General features: G+C 72.4%; 17 protein-coding genes. 10 read left to right on the top strand and 7 right to left on the bottom strand.

What is annotated here, in order from left to right:
• The gene (locus ACZ5XS_RS13495) at window positions 1-1,545 is read right to left on the bottom strand and encodes an IucA/IucC family protein (protein WP_468650766.1); all 1,545 of its coding nucleotides are present in this window, start codon (window positions 1,543-1,545) and stop codon (window positions 1-3) included.
• 92 nt (window positions 1,546-1,637) lie between these two features.
• Here ACZ5XS_RS13495 and ACZ5XS_RS13490 point away from each other — a divergent pair, with 92 nt between their 5' ends.
• Genes ACZ5XS_RS13490 through ACZ5XS_RS13480 form a run of 3 tightly spaced genes read left to right on the top strand, consistent with a single transcriptional unit; the run spans window position 1,638 to window position 5,248 of the window.
• Window positions 1,638-3,137 carry an IucA/IucC family protein gene (locus tag ACZ5XS_RS13490; RefSeq protein WP_468650764.1) on the top strand — a complete coding sequence of 500 codons (1,500 nt, stop codon included), beginning with the start codon at window positions 1,638-1,640 and terminating at the stop codon, window positions 3,135-3,137.
• A gap of 45 nt (window positions 3,138-3,182) precedes the next feature.
• Complete coding sequence (locus tag ACZ5XS_RS13485; RefSeq protein ID WP_468650762.1) at window positions 3,183-4,445, top strand: VWA domain-containing protein; 1,263 nt, start codon at window positions 3,183-3,185, stop codon at window positions 4,443-4,445.
• On the top strand, window positions 4,445-5,248 hold the full coding sequence (locus ACZ5XS_RS13480) for a hypothetical protein (protein ID WP_468650760.1): 804 nt from the start codon (window positions 4,445-4,447) through the stop codon (window positions 5,246-5,248). The genes ACZ5XS_RS13485 and ACZ5XS_RS13480 overlap by 1 nt, the downstream gene beginning before the upstream one ends.
• Before the next feature lie 50 nt (window positions 5,249-5,298).
• On the opposite strand, the gene ACZ5XS_RS13475 is transcribed toward ACZ5XS_RS13480, so the two are convergent.
• Entirely contained in the window at window positions 5,299-5,925 is a 627-nt protein-coding gene (locus ACZ5XS_RS13475) for a winged helix-turn-helix transcriptional regulator (RefSeq protein WP_468650758.1), read from the bottom strand.
• An 86-nt stretch (window positions 5,926-6,011) separates the two neighbouring features.
• Here ACZ5XS_RS13475 and ACZ5XS_RS13470 point away from each other — a divergent pair, with 86 nt between their 5' ends.
• The 6 genes from ACZ5XS_RS13470 (at window position 6,012) to ACZ5XS_RS13445 (ending at window position 11,978) form a co-directional block, all read left to right on the top strand.
• Window positions 6,012-7,220 (top strand): pyridoxal phosphate-dependent aminotransferase, encoded by a 1,209-nt coding sequence (locus ACZ5XS_RS13470; protein ID WP_468650756.1) that lies wholly within the window; start codon window positions 6,012-6,014, stop codon window positions 7,218-7,220.
• A gap of 208 nt (window positions 7,221-7,428) precedes the next feature.
• The gene (locus ACZ5XS_RS13465; RefSeq protein WP_468650754.1) at window positions 7,429-7,776 is read left to right on the top strand and encodes a hypothetical protein; all 348 of its coding nucleotides are present in this window, start codon (window positions 7,429-7,431) and stop codon (window positions 7,774-7,776) included.
• 187 nt (window positions 7,777-7,963) lie between these two features.
• Window positions 7,964-10,114: an RNA polymerase recycling motor ATPase HelR gene (gene helR, locus ACZ5XS_RS13460; protein ID WP_468650752.1), complete on the top strand. Its 2,151-nt coding sequence runs from the start codon at window positions 7,964-7,966 to the stop codon at window positions 10,112-10,114.
• Window positions 10,115-10,172: 58 nt separating this feature from the next.
• A complete protein-coding gene (locus ACZ5XS_RS13455) occupies window positions 10,173-10,772 on the top strand; it encodes a histidine phosphatase family protein (RefSeq protein WP_468650750.1) in 600 nt (199 codons plus the stop codon).
• Between the two features lie 83 nt (window positions 10,773-10,855).
• A complete protein-coding gene (locus tag ACZ5XS_RS13450) occupies window positions 10,856-11,494 on the top strand; it encodes a hypothetical protein (protein ID WP_468650748.1) in 639 nt (212 codons plus the stop codon).
• A gap of 61 nt (window positions 11,495-11,555) precedes the next feature.
• Window positions 11,556-11,978: an acyl-CoA thioesterase gene (locus ACZ5XS_RS13445; RefSeq protein ID WP_468650746.1), complete on the top strand. Its 423-nt coding sequence runs from the start codon at window positions 11,556-11,558 to the stop codon at window positions 11,976-11,978.
• 43 nt (window positions 11,979-12,021) lie between these two features.
• Here the strand turns inward: ACZ5XS_RS13445 and ACZ5XS_RS13440 are convergent, their stop codons facing one another.
• Window positions 12,022-12,876, bottom strand: coding sequence for an NAD(P)H-binding protein (locus ACZ5XS_RS13440; protein ID WP_468650744.1), 855 nt, complete (start codon window positions 12,874-12,876; stop codon window positions 12,022-12,024).
• A gap of 97 nt (window positions 12,877-12,973) precedes the next feature.
• Between ACZ5XS_RS13440 and ACZ5XS_RS13435 the strand changes: the two genes are divergently transcribed.
• Window positions 12,974-13,771 carry a helix-turn-helix domain-containing protein gene (locus tag ACZ5XS_RS13435; protein WP_468650742.1) on the top strand — a complete coding sequence of 266 codons (798 nt, stop codon included), beginning with the start codon at window positions 12,974-12,976 and terminating at the stop codon, window positions 13,769-13,771.
• A 184-nt stretch (window positions 13,772-13,955) separates the two neighbouring features.
• Here ACZ5XS_RS13435 and ACZ5XS_RS13430 read toward each other — a convergent pair whose 3' ends face one another.
• The 4 genes from ACZ5XS_RS13430 to uraD all read right to left on the bottom strand — a co-directional run bounded on the left by ACZ5XS_RS13430 (window position 13,956) and on the right by uraD (window position 17,303).
• Complete coding sequence (locus tag ACZ5XS_RS13430) at window positions 13,956-15,332, bottom strand: 8-oxoguanine deaminase (RefSeq protein WP_468650740.1); 1,377 nt, start codon at window positions 15,330-15,332, stop codon at window positions 13,956-13,958.
• Window positions 15,333-15,432: 100 nt separating this feature from the next.
• Window positions 15,433-16,353, bottom strand: a complete 921-nt coding sequence (pucL, locus tag ACZ5XS_RS13425; RefSeq protein WP_468650738.1) for a factor-independent urate hydroxylase — start codon at window positions 16,351-16,353, stop codon at window positions 15,433-15,435.
• A gap of 6 nt (window positions 16,354-16,359) precedes the next feature.
• Window positions 16,360-16,767, bottom strand: coding sequence for a hydroxyisourate hydrolase (gene uraH, locus ACZ5XS_RS13420; protein ID WP_468650736.1), 408 nt, complete (start codon window positions 16,765-16,767; stop codon window positions 16,360-16,362).
• A gap of 26 nt (window positions 16,768-16,793) precedes the next feature.
• Complete coding sequence (gene uraD, locus ACZ5XS_RS13415; protein ID WP_468650734.1) at window positions 16,794-17,303, bottom strand: 2-oxo-4-hydroxy-4-carboxy-5-ureidoimidazoline decarboxylase; 510 nt, start codon at window positions 17,301-17,303, stop codon at window positions 16,794-16,796.
• Window positions 17,304-17,354 lie beyond the last annotated feature (51 nt).

Below are 17,354 nucleotides of genomic sequence, written 5' to 3'. Positions count from 1 at the left end.
TCAGTGCTCGCCCCGCGAAGGCCCTGCGAGCGGGTTGGGCAGCGGCAGGTAGCGGGCGTCGGCGCCGTCCGCGCCGGTCCAGCGCAGCAGGAGGTTGGTCTTGCCGGGCAGGGTGGGCGAGGCGAGCAGGGCGGCGGTCTCGGGGAGGTGGTGCCGGGACAGCTCGCGGCGGGCGGCGGGCCAGGGGTCGAGGCCGGGGTGGTGTTCGGCCAGGGCCCCGGCGACCTCGCAGAGGTGGTTGACGACCAGGCAGTACACCAGCCGCTCCCAGCCCGCGGCCCGGGACACGTCCGGCAGCAGCTTCACGCCCTCGGCGTCACGGAACAGCGCCTGCACCGGTGTTCCCCCGGCGTCCACGGCGACCAGTGTGTTCTGCAGGTGTGCTTCGAGTACGACGCCGTGGTCGGCGAAGGCCGCCAGGGCCGGGGGCACGACCTGGGCGAGATAGGCCTCCCACCATGCCGCCGGGTCTTCGGCGGCGGCGAGCGGACTGCCGTCGAAGCCCTCCACGAGGCCGGCGGCCAGCAGGGGGGTCGCGCCGGGCACCACCCGGTCGCGCAGTCCGTCGCGGACCAGGACGGCGAGCTCCTCGAAGGCGAAGTCCGCGGTGCGGTAGCCGTTGTCGCCAAGCCAGGCCGCCGGGCCGGCGATCGCGGCGAACGCCTCGCGTGCCGCCGTGTCCGTGCGGCGCATGCTCAGCAGGTCGTGACGCCACAGCCGGCGGATGTCGTTCGTGATGCGCACGTCGAGGCTGAACTTCAGGAAGAGGTCGCGTTCGGGCGCGTACAGCGTGCGGATCGCGGCCGTCGGCCAGGTCGCGCGGGCGGTCGTGCCCAGGTGGACCAGGCGGCCGTCGGCGAAGGCGGGGGCGAGGTCGCGGGCGACGAGGTCGAGCTGCCAGGGGTGGGCGGGCAGCAGCCGGTAGCCGGGCGGGGCCTCGCCGAGCGCGTCGAGGGCCGAGGTGTCGCCCTCCTCGACGACCCTGTCCGCGCGCAGCCCGAGCAGTGTCAGCGGGAAGCGGGCGTGTGCCTCGGGGGCGTACGGCAGCCAGCCGGCGGCGGGGCCGCCGCCGCGGGCCTTGGGCGCCGGGTGGTGGGGGTGGCCGGTGATGAGGCACTGCTCGGAGAGCAGGTACGGGTCCTCGGGCGGCGTCGCCCGGGCGCGGGCGGTGAGCAGCGCGGCCACCGCGTCCCGGCTGTCGAGCATCTCCGCGGGCAGTTCGTGGTTGGACAGTCCGGTGTGGCGGACCAGTTCCTCGGCGACGAGTTTGACGAGTTCGGGATGGCTGACGGGCTGCCAGCCGTCCGCCGCGCACACCTCGGGTGCGGCGGGCCGCCGCTGCCCGCGCACCCGCAGCAGTCTGCCTCCCGGCAGCCGGTGCACCCGGTGTGCGCCGGGTTCGCCGGTTCGCGGGAGGGGTTCGGCCACCTCCCGCAGCAGGCAGTTCAGAAGGGGCGCCGCCGCGTACGCGTCGGCGCGGTCCGCCACGTCGTCGCGTGGTGCGGCGTCGTCGGCGGGCGGGGGGATGAGATCCACGCGTTCCACTCGTTCTCTACGGTCCGTTCGGGCGGAGACGATCAGTATGTCTGTCGTCACCCCCTGTCGTGACATCCCTTCCGTACCCGAGGAGCCCGCCCGTGCACCGTCCCTTCTCCGCCGAGGCCGAGGTCGCCGGCGAGCTGGCCGCCGTACGTCCCGACCTCGTGCCGCGGTACACGGCCGAGCTGCCGGGCGCCCGTGCGGCCGTGCTGACCCGGCTGTGGCGTGCGCTCGCCCATGAGCCGCTGCCGTGGGTCGCGGGCCGCGCCGCCGGCCGGGACGGGCTCACGGTGCGCCTTTCGGACGGCCGCCGGCTGGACGGCCCGCACCCGGACCCGTACTCCACGGCCGCGTACGTCACCGAGGTGCGGCTCGACCACCTGTCGTACGACGAACCGGCGCGGCTGATGAGCGACCTCACCGTCGCGCACGGCAGGGACTTCGCGGCCGAACTCGGCCACAGTGTGGCGTCGTTGGCGCTGTCTCGGGCCGGTGCGCCGGCCCACTCGCAAGAGTGGCCGGTATACGACTGGGAGTGGGAGCAGCGGCTGGTCGACGGGCATCCGTTTCATCCGGGCTGCCGTTCCCGGCCCGGTTTCTCGGTGGCCGAGCAGCTCGCCTACGGGCCCGAGCACGCGCCGGTGGTACGGCTGGGGCTGGTGCCGGTTCCGGCCGGCGAGTGCCTGGTGACGGGTGACTGGCCGGACGGAATGCGGGACGGGGGGCGGCTGTTGGTGCCGGTGCACCCATGGCAGGCGGAGCATGTGCTCAAACGTCCGAGCGAGGAAGGGCTCCCGGCTCACCCCCTGATGGCCCTGCGCACCCTCGCGCTGCCGGACGGGCCGCACGTCAAGACCGCGCTGAGCGCCCGGCTGACCTCCTCGGTGCGGGACATCTCCGTCTACTCGATCACCCTGTCCGCGACCCTGTCGGCGTTCGCCCAGGCGCTGGCCGCCCGCCTGGACGGCCTGCTGCACATCACCCGCACCCTGGGCGCGGTCACCGCCAACTCCCCCGACCTGGCGGCGGTGTTGCGCCAGTCGCCGCAGGACTACGCGGCGAGCGAGCTCGGCGAACGGGTCCTGCCGGTGGCCGCCCTCGCCGCCACCGGACTGCCCGGCTCCCCCGCCTGGCTGGCCGACTTCACCCGCCTCGCCCTCACGGTGGGCCTGCGCCTCCTGGAGCTGGGCGTGGCCCTGGAGGCGCACGGCCAGAACCTCCTCGTCGTCCTGTCCGCGACCGGCGACCCGCTGCGCCTGGTCTACCGCGACCTCGCCGACATCCGGGTCAGCCCGGCCCGGCTGGCCCGGCACGGCATCCCGGCCCCGGAGTTGACCGGACGGATCGTCACGGACGACGAGACGACCCTGCGCCGCAAGCTGTTCGGTTCACTGGTGGCCGGCGCGCTGGCCGGTACGGCGGGGTCGGGGGCGGCGTTGCGGGGCGCGATGGGGACGGCCGTACGAGACCTTCCGCGTACCCCCGATCTCGCCGCGCTGCTCGAAGAGCCGCTGCCGGCCAAGGCGTTGACGCTGATGCGGCTGTCGCCGGGGGCTCCCGGCGACCAGTGGACCCAGCTGCCCGGTCCGCTGCTCTGACGGGCCGTTTTGGAGGCCGGCACTCCTGATCAATAGGATCCGCCGATGATCACAAGTAAACGGCTGGCGGCGGGAGTGTGCGCCCTGCTCGCCGCCCTGACGGCCGGGATCGCCTTCCCGGTCGCGGCCCTCGCCGGCGAACCGACCGGCGAGACCACCCCCCAGGTCGACCTCGTCCTCGACGTCAGCGGCTCCATGCGGACCCGGGACATCGACGGCGGGACGCGCATGGCGGCCGCGAAGCAGGCGTTCAACGAGGTACTGGACGCCACGCCCGAGGACGTCGACCTGGGCATCCGGACCCTCGGTGCCAACTACCCCGGCGACAACCAGAAGACGGGCTGCAAGGACACCGCGCAGCTCTACCCGGTCGGCCCGCTGGACCGCACCGAGGCCAAGACGGCGGTGGCGACCCTCGCCCCCACCGGCTGGACGCCGATCGGCCCCGCCCTCCTCAAGGCGGCCGGCGACTTCGACGGCGACGGCTCCAAGCGGATCGTGCTCATCAGCGACGGCGAGGACACCTGCGCCCCGCTCGACCCGTGCGAGGTGGCCCGCGAGATCGCCGCCAAGGGCATCGGGCTGACCATCGACACCCTCGGCCTGGTCCCGAACGCCAAGATGCGGCAGCAGCTCAGCTGCATCGCCGAGGCGACCGGCGGGACGTACACCTCGGTGGAGCACACCGACGAACTCACCGACCGGGTCAACCAGTTGGTGGACCGTGCCGCCGATCCGGTGGTGGTGCCGGTGGCCGTGGAGGGCGCCGCCCGGTGCGCCGAGGCGCCGGCCGTGAAGTCCGGCCTGTACACCGACCGCGAGGAGTTCGGGCAGCAGCGCTGGTACCGGGTGGACGTCGAGCCCGGCCAGGAGCTGCGCGCCTCGGTGAGCGTGGGCGCCGACCGGGCCGTGAACCCCTCCTACGGGGTGCTGTTGCGGGCGGTCACGGTGCACGGCCGCGAGATCGTGCGCGGGGAGGCCGCGGGTGACGGCCGCACCGACGTGGTCTCGACGGGGCTGCGGTACCCCGAGGCGGAGAGCGGCGAGGATGACGCGCCGGCCGAGACGGTGTGTCTCCAGGTCACCCACTCCTTCTCCGCCGCCTCCGGGGTGCAGACCACGCCGGGTCTGCCGCTGGAGCTGACCGTCGACGTGGTGGACGGGCCGTCGCCGGCGAGCGACGTGGCCTCCTTCGGCCTCGGGCGCGGCTGGTGGCTGCTCGGCGCGCTGATCCTCACCGGCTTCCTGGCCGGTCTGGTCTGGGGCTGGCTGTCACGCTGGCGGCTCGCGGTCTGGAGGACCAACTGATGCGGATCACCCGCGCGTTCAGCGCCTGCCTGCTGATGCTCGGCCTCGCGGCCGCGCCGGCCGCGGCCGACTCCTCGCCCACTCCCTCGGCTTCGAAGGACGGCGGGGCGCCCACCGAGGCGGGCACCTCCTTCCGTACGGCGACCGAGATCGAGCAGGGCCACACGGCCACCGCGAACGGCTCCGCGGGCGACTACCTGTACTGGTCGTTCCCCGCGGACGCCGGGCAGCGCCCGACGGTCGAGGCGACGGTGAAACTGCCCGAGACGCACGCCGCCGAGACCTGGCAGATCGACGTGTACGACGGTCTGCGCCGCCGCCAGGCCTGCCAGTACGGTGCGCAGACGCGTACCGCGGGGGCAGAGGCGGCCTCCGTGGAGCTGGCCTGCGTCCTGCGCACGGTCCGCGCCTGGTCGGAGCCGTGGGCGAACGACCCGCTGCCCGGGACGTACTACGTCCGCCTGACGGCCGTCGGCCTCACGACGGCCGACCTGGGCCTGCCGGTCGAGACCGAACTCCGGGTCGGCTCCAAGGACATCGGCGGTTCGGCCGCGGTGGACGGCTCGCTCGGCGAACCCCTGGTGCCGGGCATCGCGGTCACCTCCGGGACCGACGAGGACGACGCGTCCGCCTCCGCCGTGCTGTCCAGCATCGAGCCGGACGACGGCTGGTCCTCCGGCTGGTGGTCCGACCGGTGGGTGTGGACCGCGCTCGGTGGCGTACTGGCCGCGCTCGCGGGGGTCGGCGGGTACTCGCTGACGCGCGGGTCGGGGCGGCCGTCGCGGGTGCCGCCAGGCGCCTGATCGAAGCGTCAGAGGCCCGCCGTGCTTCGGCACGGCGGGCTTTGGCGCGCTCAGGCCTCGCGCAGCGCCTTCGCGAGAGTGCCCTCGCCCGTCACCTCGATACGGCCGGCGCGCACCGCCTCCGGCACGCCGACCTCGCCCCGGCCGACCGCCAGGCAGGTGCCGGTGTCCAGGACCAGCCGCGCGTCGGGCTCCGCGGGAGCGGGCCCGTCGCCGTACACGGGACCGTCCCCGGCGCCGACGTGCAGATGGAACTCACCCTCATCGAGCCGTACTTCGACGAGTCCCTCGCCTTCCAGCGCCCGCAGGAGCGGCAGTGCGAACCAGTGCGCCCGTACGGCGTCGGTGGGCCGCCGCTCGCCCAGCTCGGCCTGCCCCCAGTGCCCCAGCGCCTGGAGCACCGGCAGCAACTCGCGTCCCCGTGCGGTCAGTTCGTACACGAACGCCGCACCGGGCGGCGGCAGCCTGCGCCGGGTCGTGAGGCCGTCCCGTTCCATGTCCTTCAGCCGCGAGGCGAGTACGTCCGTGCTGACGCCCGGCAGGTCGGCGTGCAGGTCGGTGTAGCGGCGCGGACCGGCGAGCAGCTCCCGGACGATCAGGAGTGTCCAGCGGTCGCCGACGACATCGAGCGCCCGGGCGGCGGAACAGTACTGGTCGTAGCTTCGGCGAGGTGACATGCGACGCAGTGTAAACAAGTTGTTGGACTTTCCAAGCTCGAACTTGGTAAAACCAAGCAACACCACAACCGGAGGGGCGTAAGCGCATGGAGTTCCGGCAGTCGAGCAAGCTGAGCGAGGTCTGTTACGAGATCCGCGGTCCGGTGATCGAGCACGCCGACGCGCTGGAGGCGGCGGGCCACAGCGTGCTGCGGCTGAACACGGGCAATCCCGCGCTGTTCGGCTTCGAGGCGCCGGAGGAGATCCTCCAGGACATGATCCGGATGCTGCCGCAGGCGCACGGCTACACGGACTCGCGCGGTGTCCTGTCCGCCCGCCGGGCGGTCGCCCAGCGCTACCAGACGCTCGGGCTGGAGGTCGGCGTCGACGACGTCTTCCTCGGCAACGGCGTCTCCGAGCTGGTCTCGATGGCCGTACAGGCGCTGCTGGAGGACGGCGACGAAGTCCTCATCCCCGCCCCGGACTTCCCCCTCTGGACCGCGGTGACGACCCTCGCCGGCGGCAAGGCCGTGCACTACCTGTGCGACGAACAGGCCGACTGGTACCCGGACCTGGACGACATGGCGTCGAAGATCACGGACCGCACCAAGGCCGTGGTCATCATCAACCCGAACAACCCGACCGGTGCCGTCTACCCGAAGGAGATCGTCGAGGGCATCCTCGACCTGGCACGCCGGCACGGCCTGCTGGTCTTCGCCGACGAGATCTACGACCAGATCCTGTACGACGACGCCGTGCACCACTCGGCTGCGGCCCTCGCCCCCGACCTGGTCGTCCTGACCTTCTGCGGCCTGTCCAAGACGTACCGGGTGGCGGGCTTCCGCTCGGGCTGGATGGTCGTCACCGGTCCCCGGCAGCACGCCCGCGACTACCTGGAGGGCCTGACGATGCTGGCCTCCATGCGACTGTGCGCCAACGCTCCGGCCCAGTACGCCATCCAGGCCGCGCTCGGCGGCCGGCAGTCCATCCGCGAGCTGACCGAGCCGGGCGGACGTCTGCACGAGCAGCGGACCGTGGCCTGGGAGAAGCTCAACGAGATCCCCGGTGTGTCCTGCGTGAAGCCGAAGGGCGCGCTGTACGCGTTCGCGCGTCTCGACCCCAAGGTCCACAAGATCCACGACGACGAGAAGTTCGTCCTCGACCTGCTGCTGCGGGAGAAGATCCAGGTGGTGCAGGGCACCGGCTTCAACTGGCCGGCCCCCGATCACTTCCGCATCCTGACCCTCCCCTACGCGGACGACCTGGAGGCGGCCATCGGGCGGATCGGGCGGTTCCTGAGCGGGTATCGGCAGTAGCGCCGCCGGCGTGGCGCCATCCGCGCCTGCCCCTGGAGGCGCGACGCACTCCCCGCCACTTACAACGTATAGCGCACAGGGGGGCTTGCGGCAAGGCCCCGGTCGTACCGCAGAATCGCCGACCTGGGCCGGAAATTCACGGAAAACTGGGAGCCGCGAAGTGCGCGTGTTGTTGTCGACGTACGGGTCGCGCGGGGACGTGCGACCGATGGCGGGACTCGCGGTGCGGTTGCGGGAACTCGGCGTTGAGGTCCGGGTGTGCGCGCCGGCGGACGAGGAGTTCGCGAAGCCGCTCGCCGGTGTCGGCGTGCCGCTGCTGTCCGTCGGCCCGTCGGCGCGCGCGCTGACGACGGCGGCGCCGCCGCCGTCGTCCCTGCCCCGGCGCCCGGCCGAGGTGATCGCCGCCCAGTCGGACGCGGTCACCACGGCCCCGGCTCCCGAGACCGGTGCACGGGCGAGGGCCGTGGCCGGCACCATCCGCACCGACGGGGCGACGGTGGCCGCCAAGCTGCTGCTCGACGCGGTCAGCCGAGAAAGGCCGTCCATGTCCGGGTGAAGCGTGCGGGATCGTCGAGCCAGGACCCGGAACACGAGAATCTGCGCACCCTGGCGACCTGAACCGACAATGGCCATGGGGTCCACGCCGCAGCGGAGCGCCGCTCGTCATGGCCACCAGGTTCGTGCCGGTCCGGACGCCTTGCCGTGCGCACTGGTCGCAAGCGACCTCATAGCGGAGTGATGACATGAACCCCCTGACCACCAGCGCGTTCGACCTTCCCGACCGGCTTTCCGCCAAGGCGGACCCGGCGCTGATCGCCCGCGACGAGCAGCACTTCGCGGCCGTCGCCCAGTGCCTGGAGCAGTCGATCGCCGAAGTGTCCGACCGCCTCGACGCGGAGCGCAGGGCGCCCGGCGGCGTGGGCCGGCAGGCGATGGACCGGGACACGGAGATCCACCGGCTGACCGCGCGGCTGCGCGCCCTGCGTCGCTTCGGGCTGGACCTGTGCCTCGGACACATGGTCGGCGCCGACGACTCCGAGCCCGTGTACGTCGGCCGCCTCGGCCTCACCGACAGCGAGGGCCGTCGGCTGCTGCTCGACTGGCGCTCCCCCGCCGCCGAGCCGTTCTTCGGAGCCACCCACGGCAACCCGATGGGCCTGACCAGCCGCCGCAGGTACCGCTGGACCCGCGGCCGGATCAGCGACTACTGGGACGAGGTGTTCACCCCGGGGGGGCTGGTCGGGCACGCCGCGCTCGACGACCAGTCCGCCTTCATCGCCAGCCTGGGCAGCAACCGGTCCTCACGGATGCGCGACGTGCTCGGCACCATCCAGGCCGACCAGGACGCCATCATCCGCGCGGGATCCCGCGGCGCCCTCGTCGTCGACGGCGGCCCCGGTACGGGAAAGACCGTCGTCGCCCTGCACCGCTCCGCCTACCTCCTCTACGCCGACCCCCGCCTCGGTCACCGCCGGGGCGGCGTGCTGTTCGTCGGCCCGCACCGGCCCTACCTCGCCTACGTCGCCGACGTCCTCCCCAGCCTCGGCGAGGAGGGCGTGCAGACCTGCACCCTGCGGGACCTCGTCGCCGAGGGAGCCGCGGCGGCGGTCGAGGCCGACCCGGACGTGGCCCTTCTGAAGTCGTCCGCGGACCTGGTGGAGGCGATCGAGGCGGCCGTCCGGTTCTACGAGGAACCGCCCGCCAAGGGGATGACGGTCACGACCCACTGGTCCGACATCCAGCTGAGCGCCGAGGACTGGGCCGTCGCGTTCGAGGGCGCGGAACCCGGCACTCCGCACAACGACGCGCGCGACCAGGTCCTGGAGGAACTGCTCACGATCCTGGTGGACAAGCACGAGGGCGACGACGTCCCGCCCGAACTGCTGCGCAAGTCGCTGCGCCGGAACAGGGAGCTGCTCACGGCCTTCAACCGCGCGTGGCCGCTGCTCGAAGCGGCCGACCTCGTCGGAGACCTGTGGTCGGTCCCCGCCTACCTGCGCAGGTGCGCTCCCTGGCTCGATCCCGACGAGGTCCGGCTGCTGCAGCGCGCGGACGCCCAGGCCTGGACGGTCTCCGACCTGCCGTTCCTGGACGCGGCACGGCAGCGGCTCGGCGACCCGGAGGCGGCACTGCGTGAGCGGCGGCGCAAGGCCTCCGTCGCCGCCGAACGCGAGCAGATGGCCAAGGTCGTCGACATGCTGCTCTCGGCCGACGACGACGGCGAAGGCGCCGTGACGATGCTGCACGGGCAGGATCTGCAGGACGCCCTGGTAGACGAGACCGCACTGCCCGGACCCGACCCGGACCTGCTCGCCGGCCCGTTCGCGCACATCGTCGTCGACGAGGCCCAGGAGCTGACCGACGCCCAGTGGCAGATGCTGCTGCTGCGCTGCCCCTCCCGGAGCTTCACCATCGTCGGGGACCGGGCCCAGGCCAGGCACGGGTTCACCGAGTCGTGGCAGGAACGGCTCGAGCGGGTCGGGTTCGACCGGATCAACCTGGCCTCGCTGAGCGTCAACTACCGGACACCGGAAGAGATCATGGCGGAGGCCGAGCCGGTCATCCGGGCCGCGCTCCCGGACGCCAACGTGCCGGCCTCCATCCGCAGCAGCGGCGTCCCGGTCGTCCACGGGTCGGCTTCGGAGCTGAACTCGGTCCTCGACACCTGGCTCGCCGCACACGCCGACGGGATCGCCTGTGTCATCGGCGATCCCACCTTCCGGACGGCCTCCCGCGTCCGGTCACTGACCCCGGAACTGTCGAAGGGGCTCGAGTTCGACCTGGTCGTCCTCATCGACCCGGAGAAGTTCGGCGACGGCATCGAGGGAGCGGTCGACCACTATGTCGCGATGACCAGGGCGACCCGGCAACTCGTCGTCCTGACCAGCTACTGAGGAGCCGGGCCAGCGCGGGTCGGCGAGGCCGGAGCGGTGGGCTCGTAACCTGTGACGCATGGGTGATCTCTTCCTCGTCCGGCACGGCGAGACCGAGTGGTCGCGGTCCGGGCGGCACACCGGCTCGACGGACGTCCCGCTGACCGAAGGCGGCCGGCAGGAGGCACGGGGCCTGGTGCCGCTGATCCGCTCGCACCGGATCGGGGCCGCGTTCGTCAGCCCGCTGCAACGGGCCCGGGAGACCGCCGAACTCATCGGACTGCACGACGTCCGGGTCGACACTGACCTGCGCGAATGGGACTACGGCGGTTACGAGGGCGTCACCACCGTCGAGATCCGGCGCACCCGGCCGGACTGGTTCCTGTTCACGGACGGGGTCGTGCCCGGACCGCCCGACCACCCCGGGGAGAGTCCGGAGCAGGTGGGCGAACGGGCCGACCGGATCCTGGCCAAGGTGGACGCGGCCCTGGCCGACACCGAGGGGGCCGTGGTGCTGGTGGCGCACGGTCACTTCCTGCGGGTGCTCACGGCCCGGCGGCTGGGGCTGCCGCCGTCGGGCGGGGCCCTGTTCCAGCTGGCGACCGGGACCCTGTGCCGGCTGAGCACCGAACACGGGCGGCCGGTGATCGCCGGGTGGAATGTCAGACCCGGGTCGTAGTCTTCGAACGGGCTGATCGGACTGCCGGCCGCGGCGGGGCGGGAGCCCTTTCGACCAGGCTGTTCGACGGGGAGGAGCACGCCGTGACAAGACCGCCCACCGCCGCGCAGCGGCGTGTCATCGGCGCCGCCGATCCGGTGACCGGCCGGCTGAAGGGCACCGAGACGCAGCTCGCCGCGCTGGTGAAGCGAGGGCTCGCCTTCCGGCATCCGCGGCCGCCCCACGACCACTTCCTGACACCGGCGGGGCACCGGATCCGGGAGGCGCCCCCGGAAACCCCCGCCGCCTCTGCCGGGCCCTCCGTCGAGCCACCCCCGTCAGCCGGCGTCTTCACCGCCCGCATCGGCGGCGACGAGGAGCCGGACACCGGCCCCGGCCGCGTCCGCGAGGTCCACAGCGCCTGGCAGGGGCTGCTGGAACTGCGCCGGATGACCAACCAGGACGGTGCGACGGACCGGCCCTGCGGCTGGGAACGCGCGCATCTGGTGCAGGCCGCCGCGCTCGCCCTGGAAGCGGCGGGGCACCCTCCGCAGGGGCAGGACGCGCAGGGCTACCGGGTGCGGGCGACCCCGCAGCCGGAGGCCGTCGCCGTGCACGCGCCGGACGCCGGGCAGCTGCGGGCCTGCGCCGCCACACTGGAAGGGGCGGGCTGGCAGGTCGGCGAGCACACGGAGCCGCGGACGAGAGACCGGTATCTGCTGGCGTCCCCCCGCCGAACCTGATGAACATGCCAAGATCGGTCGATCAGGTCGTCCACGACGAGCACAACGAGAAGGGGGAGCCGTGACCGAACCGTTTTCCGTCCCGGTGACCGTCCGCGGGTACGAGACGGACGTGCAGGGTCACCTCAACCAGAGCGTGTACCTCAACTACGCGGAGCACGCGCGCTGGTCACTGCTCCAGGCCGCCGGAATCAGCCAAGCCGGTCTCATCGGCAAGGGTGTCGGCCCGGTGGCCCTGGAGACCACCATCCGCTACCGGCGCGAGTTACTGGCGGGCGACGAGGTCGAGGTGACCTGCGACTTCCACTGGGGCGAGGGCAAGACGTTCCGGATCGAGCAGACGATCCGCAGGACCGACGGCACGGTGGCGGCCGAGATCACGGCGGTCGGTGGCCTGATGGACCTCGAGAAGCGCAAGCTGGTGGCGGATCCACGCGAGCAGTTCAAGGAGCTGGCGTCCGACCCGAGCCTGTTCGGGCTCTGAGAAACTGGGACGAGCCCGTGCGTCTCCCGCCGCCGCCTGCCCATCAGGCTCCGGTGAAGACGCCCTTGTGGTCCTCCACCCACTGCCGGTACGACCGCGCCGGCCGCCCCAGTGCCTCCCGTACGTCGTCGGTGACCTGCGCGTTGCCGCCCTCCCGGGCGAACAGGAGGCCGCCCAGGACGCTCTCCACGGCCGCCGCGTCCAGCCCCGAGGCCGCCAGCTGTTCGCGGATCCGGTCCGGCGAGAGCCGGAGCGTCGTGACCGGGCGTCCCACGACGGCGGCGACCTCGGCGGCCTGGTCGGAGACGGTGATCGCCTCGGGCCCGGTCAGCGTGTAGGTCCGCCCCGAGTGCCGGGAGCCGGTCAGCGCCTCGACGGCCGCCTCGGAGACGTCACGCGGGTCCACGACCCCCTGTCGGCCGTCCCCGGTCATGTCGGGCACAGGCCGGCCCGCCCGCACCGCCTCCGCCCAGCCGAGGGTGTTCGAGGCGAAGGAGGACGGCCGCAGGATCGTCCACTCCGAGCCACCCGCGCGCAGTGCCTGCTCACCCGGAAGATGCCAGGTGCCGAAGGGGCCGTAGTCGGGATCGCCGGTACCGATGGCGGAGAGTTTCACGATCCGGCGGACGCCCGCCGTCCGCGCTCGCTCGACCAGCCGGGCGTCCCGCCCACCGTCGGCCGGTCCGAGTACGGCCACCAGGAACACGGCCGCCGCCCCGGTCAGCGCCGCGTCCACGGACCGCGGGTCGAGGAAGTCCCCGCGCACCACCTCCACACCCGCCGGCACCTGGGCCTTCGCCGGGTCACGGGTCATGGCGCGCACCTTCTCGCCATGCGCCGCGAGCTGTCGTACGACTTCACTGCCGATGGTGCCCGTGGCACCGGTCACTAGGATCATGGGGTCAACGCTGACGGTCGGCCGCCCCCGGTCGCTAGGAAATTCCGGCACGGTTGCGAGGCCCGCGCGACGGGGGCCTGCGCCTACCGTGGGGAGGGTGACGAATGCCCTCGCCGAGCGCGCTGTGACCGTACCCGCCGCCCTGCGTCCCTGGATCAGCGGTATCGAGTCGGTGGGCGCCGGGGAGGAGTTGCCGCCGTCGTTCGCCCATGTGCCGGACACGGCGACGAAGCTGGTCGTACGGGTCGAGGCGGACGGCCGGCGTGACGCCCTGGTCGTCGGGCCCCGCACCCGGGCCGCGTACTACACGGACGGCGGCCGTCGCGTGGCGTCCTGCGTCCAGGTGAGCCTGGGGCCGGGCACCATGCGCCCGTTGCTCGGCACACCGGCGGTCGACCTCGTCGGGCGAGCCGTGCCGCTGGGCTCGTTGCCGTCCGGAACGGCACGGCAACTCGCCGCGGAGATCACGGGGTTGGCGCCGGAGGAGATGGTGGCGTATCTGACGGAGCTGCTGCCGGATCTGCCGGTGGCCGACCGCTCGCGTACCCGCCTGCTGCGATCCGCCGTCGACGCCCTGTCGACGCGGCCCGGCCGCGCCCCCGCACAGGTCAAGGACGTGGCCCGGGAACTCGCCGTCAGCGAGCGGCAGTTGCGCAACCTCTTCACGGAGGGCGTGGGCCTGTCCCCCAAGCACTACGCCCGCATCGACCGCGTGCGTCAGGTGCTGACCGAGGCACCCGGGGCCGCCTGGGCGGAACTGGCCGCCGCCACCGGCTACTACGACCAGTCGCACATGACGTCCGACTTCCGCACCCTGATGGGGGTGCCGCCGAGGTCGTACTTCACCGGACGGCTGCCGGACCCCCAGCCCTGCCAGGCGTTCCGCCGGGGGTGAGGCTCTCACGGTCGCGCACGGTCGCGCGGGACCGGGACCGGGACCGGGACCAATGGCCGTTCCGGGGCGCGCACGTCCATGCGCGCCCCGGACACGGCCGCCGTGGACCCCGCTCGGGTCCACGGCCACCGGTCGGGAGCCGTCCCTCTCGACCGGAGATCAGGTGCCGTACGCCGGTCCGGTGTCAGCGTCCGGCGATCTCCGCCAGCCGCCGCGCCTCGGTGCGCGTGGAGCGGGCGATCGCGTCCTCGTCGGCGGTGACCAGCCGGTTGTTCTCGACGATCTGGCGGCCGTTCACGAAGGAGGCGGTGACCGGGGCCGCCGCGCCGAAGACCAGGGCGGTCACCGGGTCGGCGATGGAGGCGTGGGCCAGTGTGTCCAGGTTCCACAGCACCAGGTCGGCGAGCTTGCCGGGTTCCAGGGAGCCGATCTCGGCGCTGCGGCCCAGGACCTGGGCGCCGCCGTACGTTCCGAGGCGCAGCGCCTGCCGGGCGTTCAGGGCGGCCTCGCGGTGGGCGCCGAGGCGGTTGATGAGCAGGGCGTTGCGCAGTTCGGTGTGGAGTTCGCCGGACTCGTTGGACGCCGTGCCGTCGACGCCGAGGCCGACCGGGACGCCGGCGGCGAGCATGTCCGGGACCCTCGCGATCCCCGCCGCCAGCCGGGCGTTGGAGGACGGGCAGTGGGCGACACCGGTCTTCGTGCGGGCGAAGGCGGCGATGTCGGAGTCGTTCATGTGGACGCAGTGCGCCATCCACACGTCCGCGCCGAGCCAGCCGGTGGACTCGAAGTAGTCGGTCGGGCCCATGCCGAACAGTTCCTTGCAGAACTGCTCCTCCTCCACGGTCTCCGAGCCGTGGGTGTGCAGCCGTACCCCGAGGCGGCGGGCCAGCGCGGCGCCCTGCGTGAGGAGTTCGGTGGAGACGGAGAAGGGCGAGCAGGGCGCCACGGCGACCTGGGTCATCGCGTCGAAGGAGGCGTCGTGGTGCTGCCGCACGGTCTCCTCGGTCGCGGCGAGGGCACCCTCCAGGGTTTCGACGGCGAAGTCCGGGGGCAGGCCGCCGTCCTTCTCGCTGCGGTCCATGGAGCCCCGCGCGAGGGTGAAGCGCACGCCCATCTCGCGGGCCGCACCGATGATCGCGCCGGACAGGTCGCCGGAGCCGTGCGGGAAGACGTAGTGGTGGTCCATGGCGGTGGTGACACCGCCGCGGGCCATCATCGCGAGCGAGCCCTGTGCTGCCGCGCGAACCATCTGCTCGTCGATGCGCGCCCACGTCGGGTACAGCGCGACGAGCCAGTCGAAGAGGTTGTGGTCGGTGGCCAGGCCCCGGGTGATCCACTGGTAGTAGTGGTGGTGGGTGTTGACCAGGCCGGGGGTCACGAGGTGGCCGGTGGCGTCGATCCTGCGTACGACGTTCTCCAGGCCCTCGGGGGCCTGGCCGGCGCCCAGCGCCTCGATGCGGTTGCCGGCGACGACCACGTGGCCGTTCGCGTACTCGGTGTCGTCGGCGTCCACCGTCGCGATCGAACAGTTCTCGATGACGATGCGCTGGGTTGCTGCCATGGTTCGTCCTTTTCGCTGAAGGGAGTGGGCACGGCAGGACCCGGGGATTTGAGTGCCGCGGCCCGCACAGGCGGGCCGCGGGTGCCGCGGATGGCGACGATCAGGGGTTGGTGAGGTCCACCGGGATCTTCGCCTCGCAGCCGTCCCGCAGGACGGTCGCCTCGATCAGGCCGTACGGGCGGTCGGCCGCGAAGTACACCTCATTGTCGTTCTTCAGCCCGAAGGGCTCGAGGTCGACGAGGAAGTGGTGCTTGTTCGGCAGCGAGAAGCGGACCTCGTCGATCTCGCTGCGGCTCTCGATGATCCGCGAGCCCATCTGGTACAGGGTCTGCTGCAGCGACAGCGAGTACGTCTCGGCGAAGGCCTGGAGCATGTGCTTCCTCACCTGCTCGTAGGACGTCTCCCAGTCGGGCATCCGCTGCTCGTCGTCACACCAGTCGAAGCGCCACCGGGCGGCGACCTGGGTGGCCAGGATGCGGTCGTACGCCTCGGGAAGCGTCGTGTACTTGTCCTTGACGTAGCCCCAGAACTCGGAGTCGGTCGAGTTCATCACGACGAGGTCCTGGAGGCCGGAGACGACCTCCCAGGACTCGCCGTCGTACGTGATCTGGGTCAGCCGGGTCTCCTGGCCCTTGCGTACGAAGGAGTGCGCTCCCTTCCCGGAGTGCTCGATCCGCTCCCAGGCGTACTCCTCGATGCGGATGCGCGCCGTCTTGATCGGCTGCTGACTCGTGACGAAGTGCCGGGCCAGGTGGATGCCGAACTGCTCGGCGGACTCGATGCCGTGCTCCTTGGCGAAGGCGTACACGGTGTTCTTGGTGGTGTCGGTCGGCAGCACGTTGGCGTTCGAGCCGGAGTAGTGGACCTCTTCCATGTCGCCGGAGAGCGCCACGGAGACGTTCAGGTCCTTGATGTGGTGGGTGGCGCCGTCCCGCGTGATCTTCACGACGCGGTTCTCGGCCTTGCCGTACTGGTTCTGTCCCAGGAGCACGGGGCGGGCAGGGCGGGAAACGTCTGTCATCTTCTGCTAGCTCCCTCGGTAAACGGAGTAGCCGAACGGGTTGAGCAGCAGCGGTACGTGGTAGTGCTCGCCGGGACTGACGGCGAACGTGATCGCCACCTCCGGGAAGAACACCCCAGGGCCGCTGTCCCGATTCGCGGGGGCGTCCTGCTGCGCATCGGCTTGCTGGTTCTCGACTCGGGTCTCGAAGTACGGCTCCACGGCGAAGTCGAGCCGTACGTGTGTGGTGCCCTCCGGCAGCGCCGGCAGGTCCTTGCACCGTCCGTCCGCGTCGGTCGCGGAGCCGCCGAGCGCCTGCCAGTCCGCCTCGCGCCCCTGCCGGGCGGAGAGCTGGACGGCGACTCCCCGGGCGGGGCGGCCGATGCTGGTGTCGAGGATGTGCGTCGACACCGAGGCGGTGGTGCTGGTGCTCATGCTGCGTCAGTCCTCTTCGGTCTTCGTCAGTCTTCTTCGACGATGCGGGCCAGCCGGATACGGTTGATCTTGCCCAGCTCGGTGCGGACGATCTCCCGCTCCTGCTCCGGCGCGTTGCCGATCCGCTCCTTGACCGCGTCGCGCATCTGCTCGCCGGTCCGGCCGGTGGCACAGATCAGGAAGACATGGCCGAACTTCTCCTGGTAGGCCAGGTTCAGCTCCAGCATCTGCGCCCTGAGTTCCTCGGAGGCGCCGGCCATGCCGCGCTGTTCCCGCGCCGAGGTCGGGTCGCCCGGCTTCGGACGGCCGATCGGCGGGTGCCCGGCCATGGCCTCGGCGAGGTCCTGGGCGCTCAGCTCGGCCATCGCGGCGTCACTGGCGGTGTAGAGGTCTTCGGCGGTGGCGTAGGGGCGGGCGGCGAGCAGCCGCTCGGCCCATGCCGTGGAGGCGCACGCCTCGTGGAGGGCGGCGAAGGCCGCGTGTTTCTCCAGGGCGTTGAACCGGGCCAGGCCCGGGGGCGTGGAAGTCGACGTCACGGGAGCCTCCGTGGCCGCGAACGGCCTTCGTACTGATCGGGCTGCCGCCAG

The organism is Streptomyces sp. NPDC033131, assembly GCF_055578365.1.
Note: the sequence above shows the minus strand (reverse complement) of the source record. Positions and strands in the feature narration are given on the sequence as shown.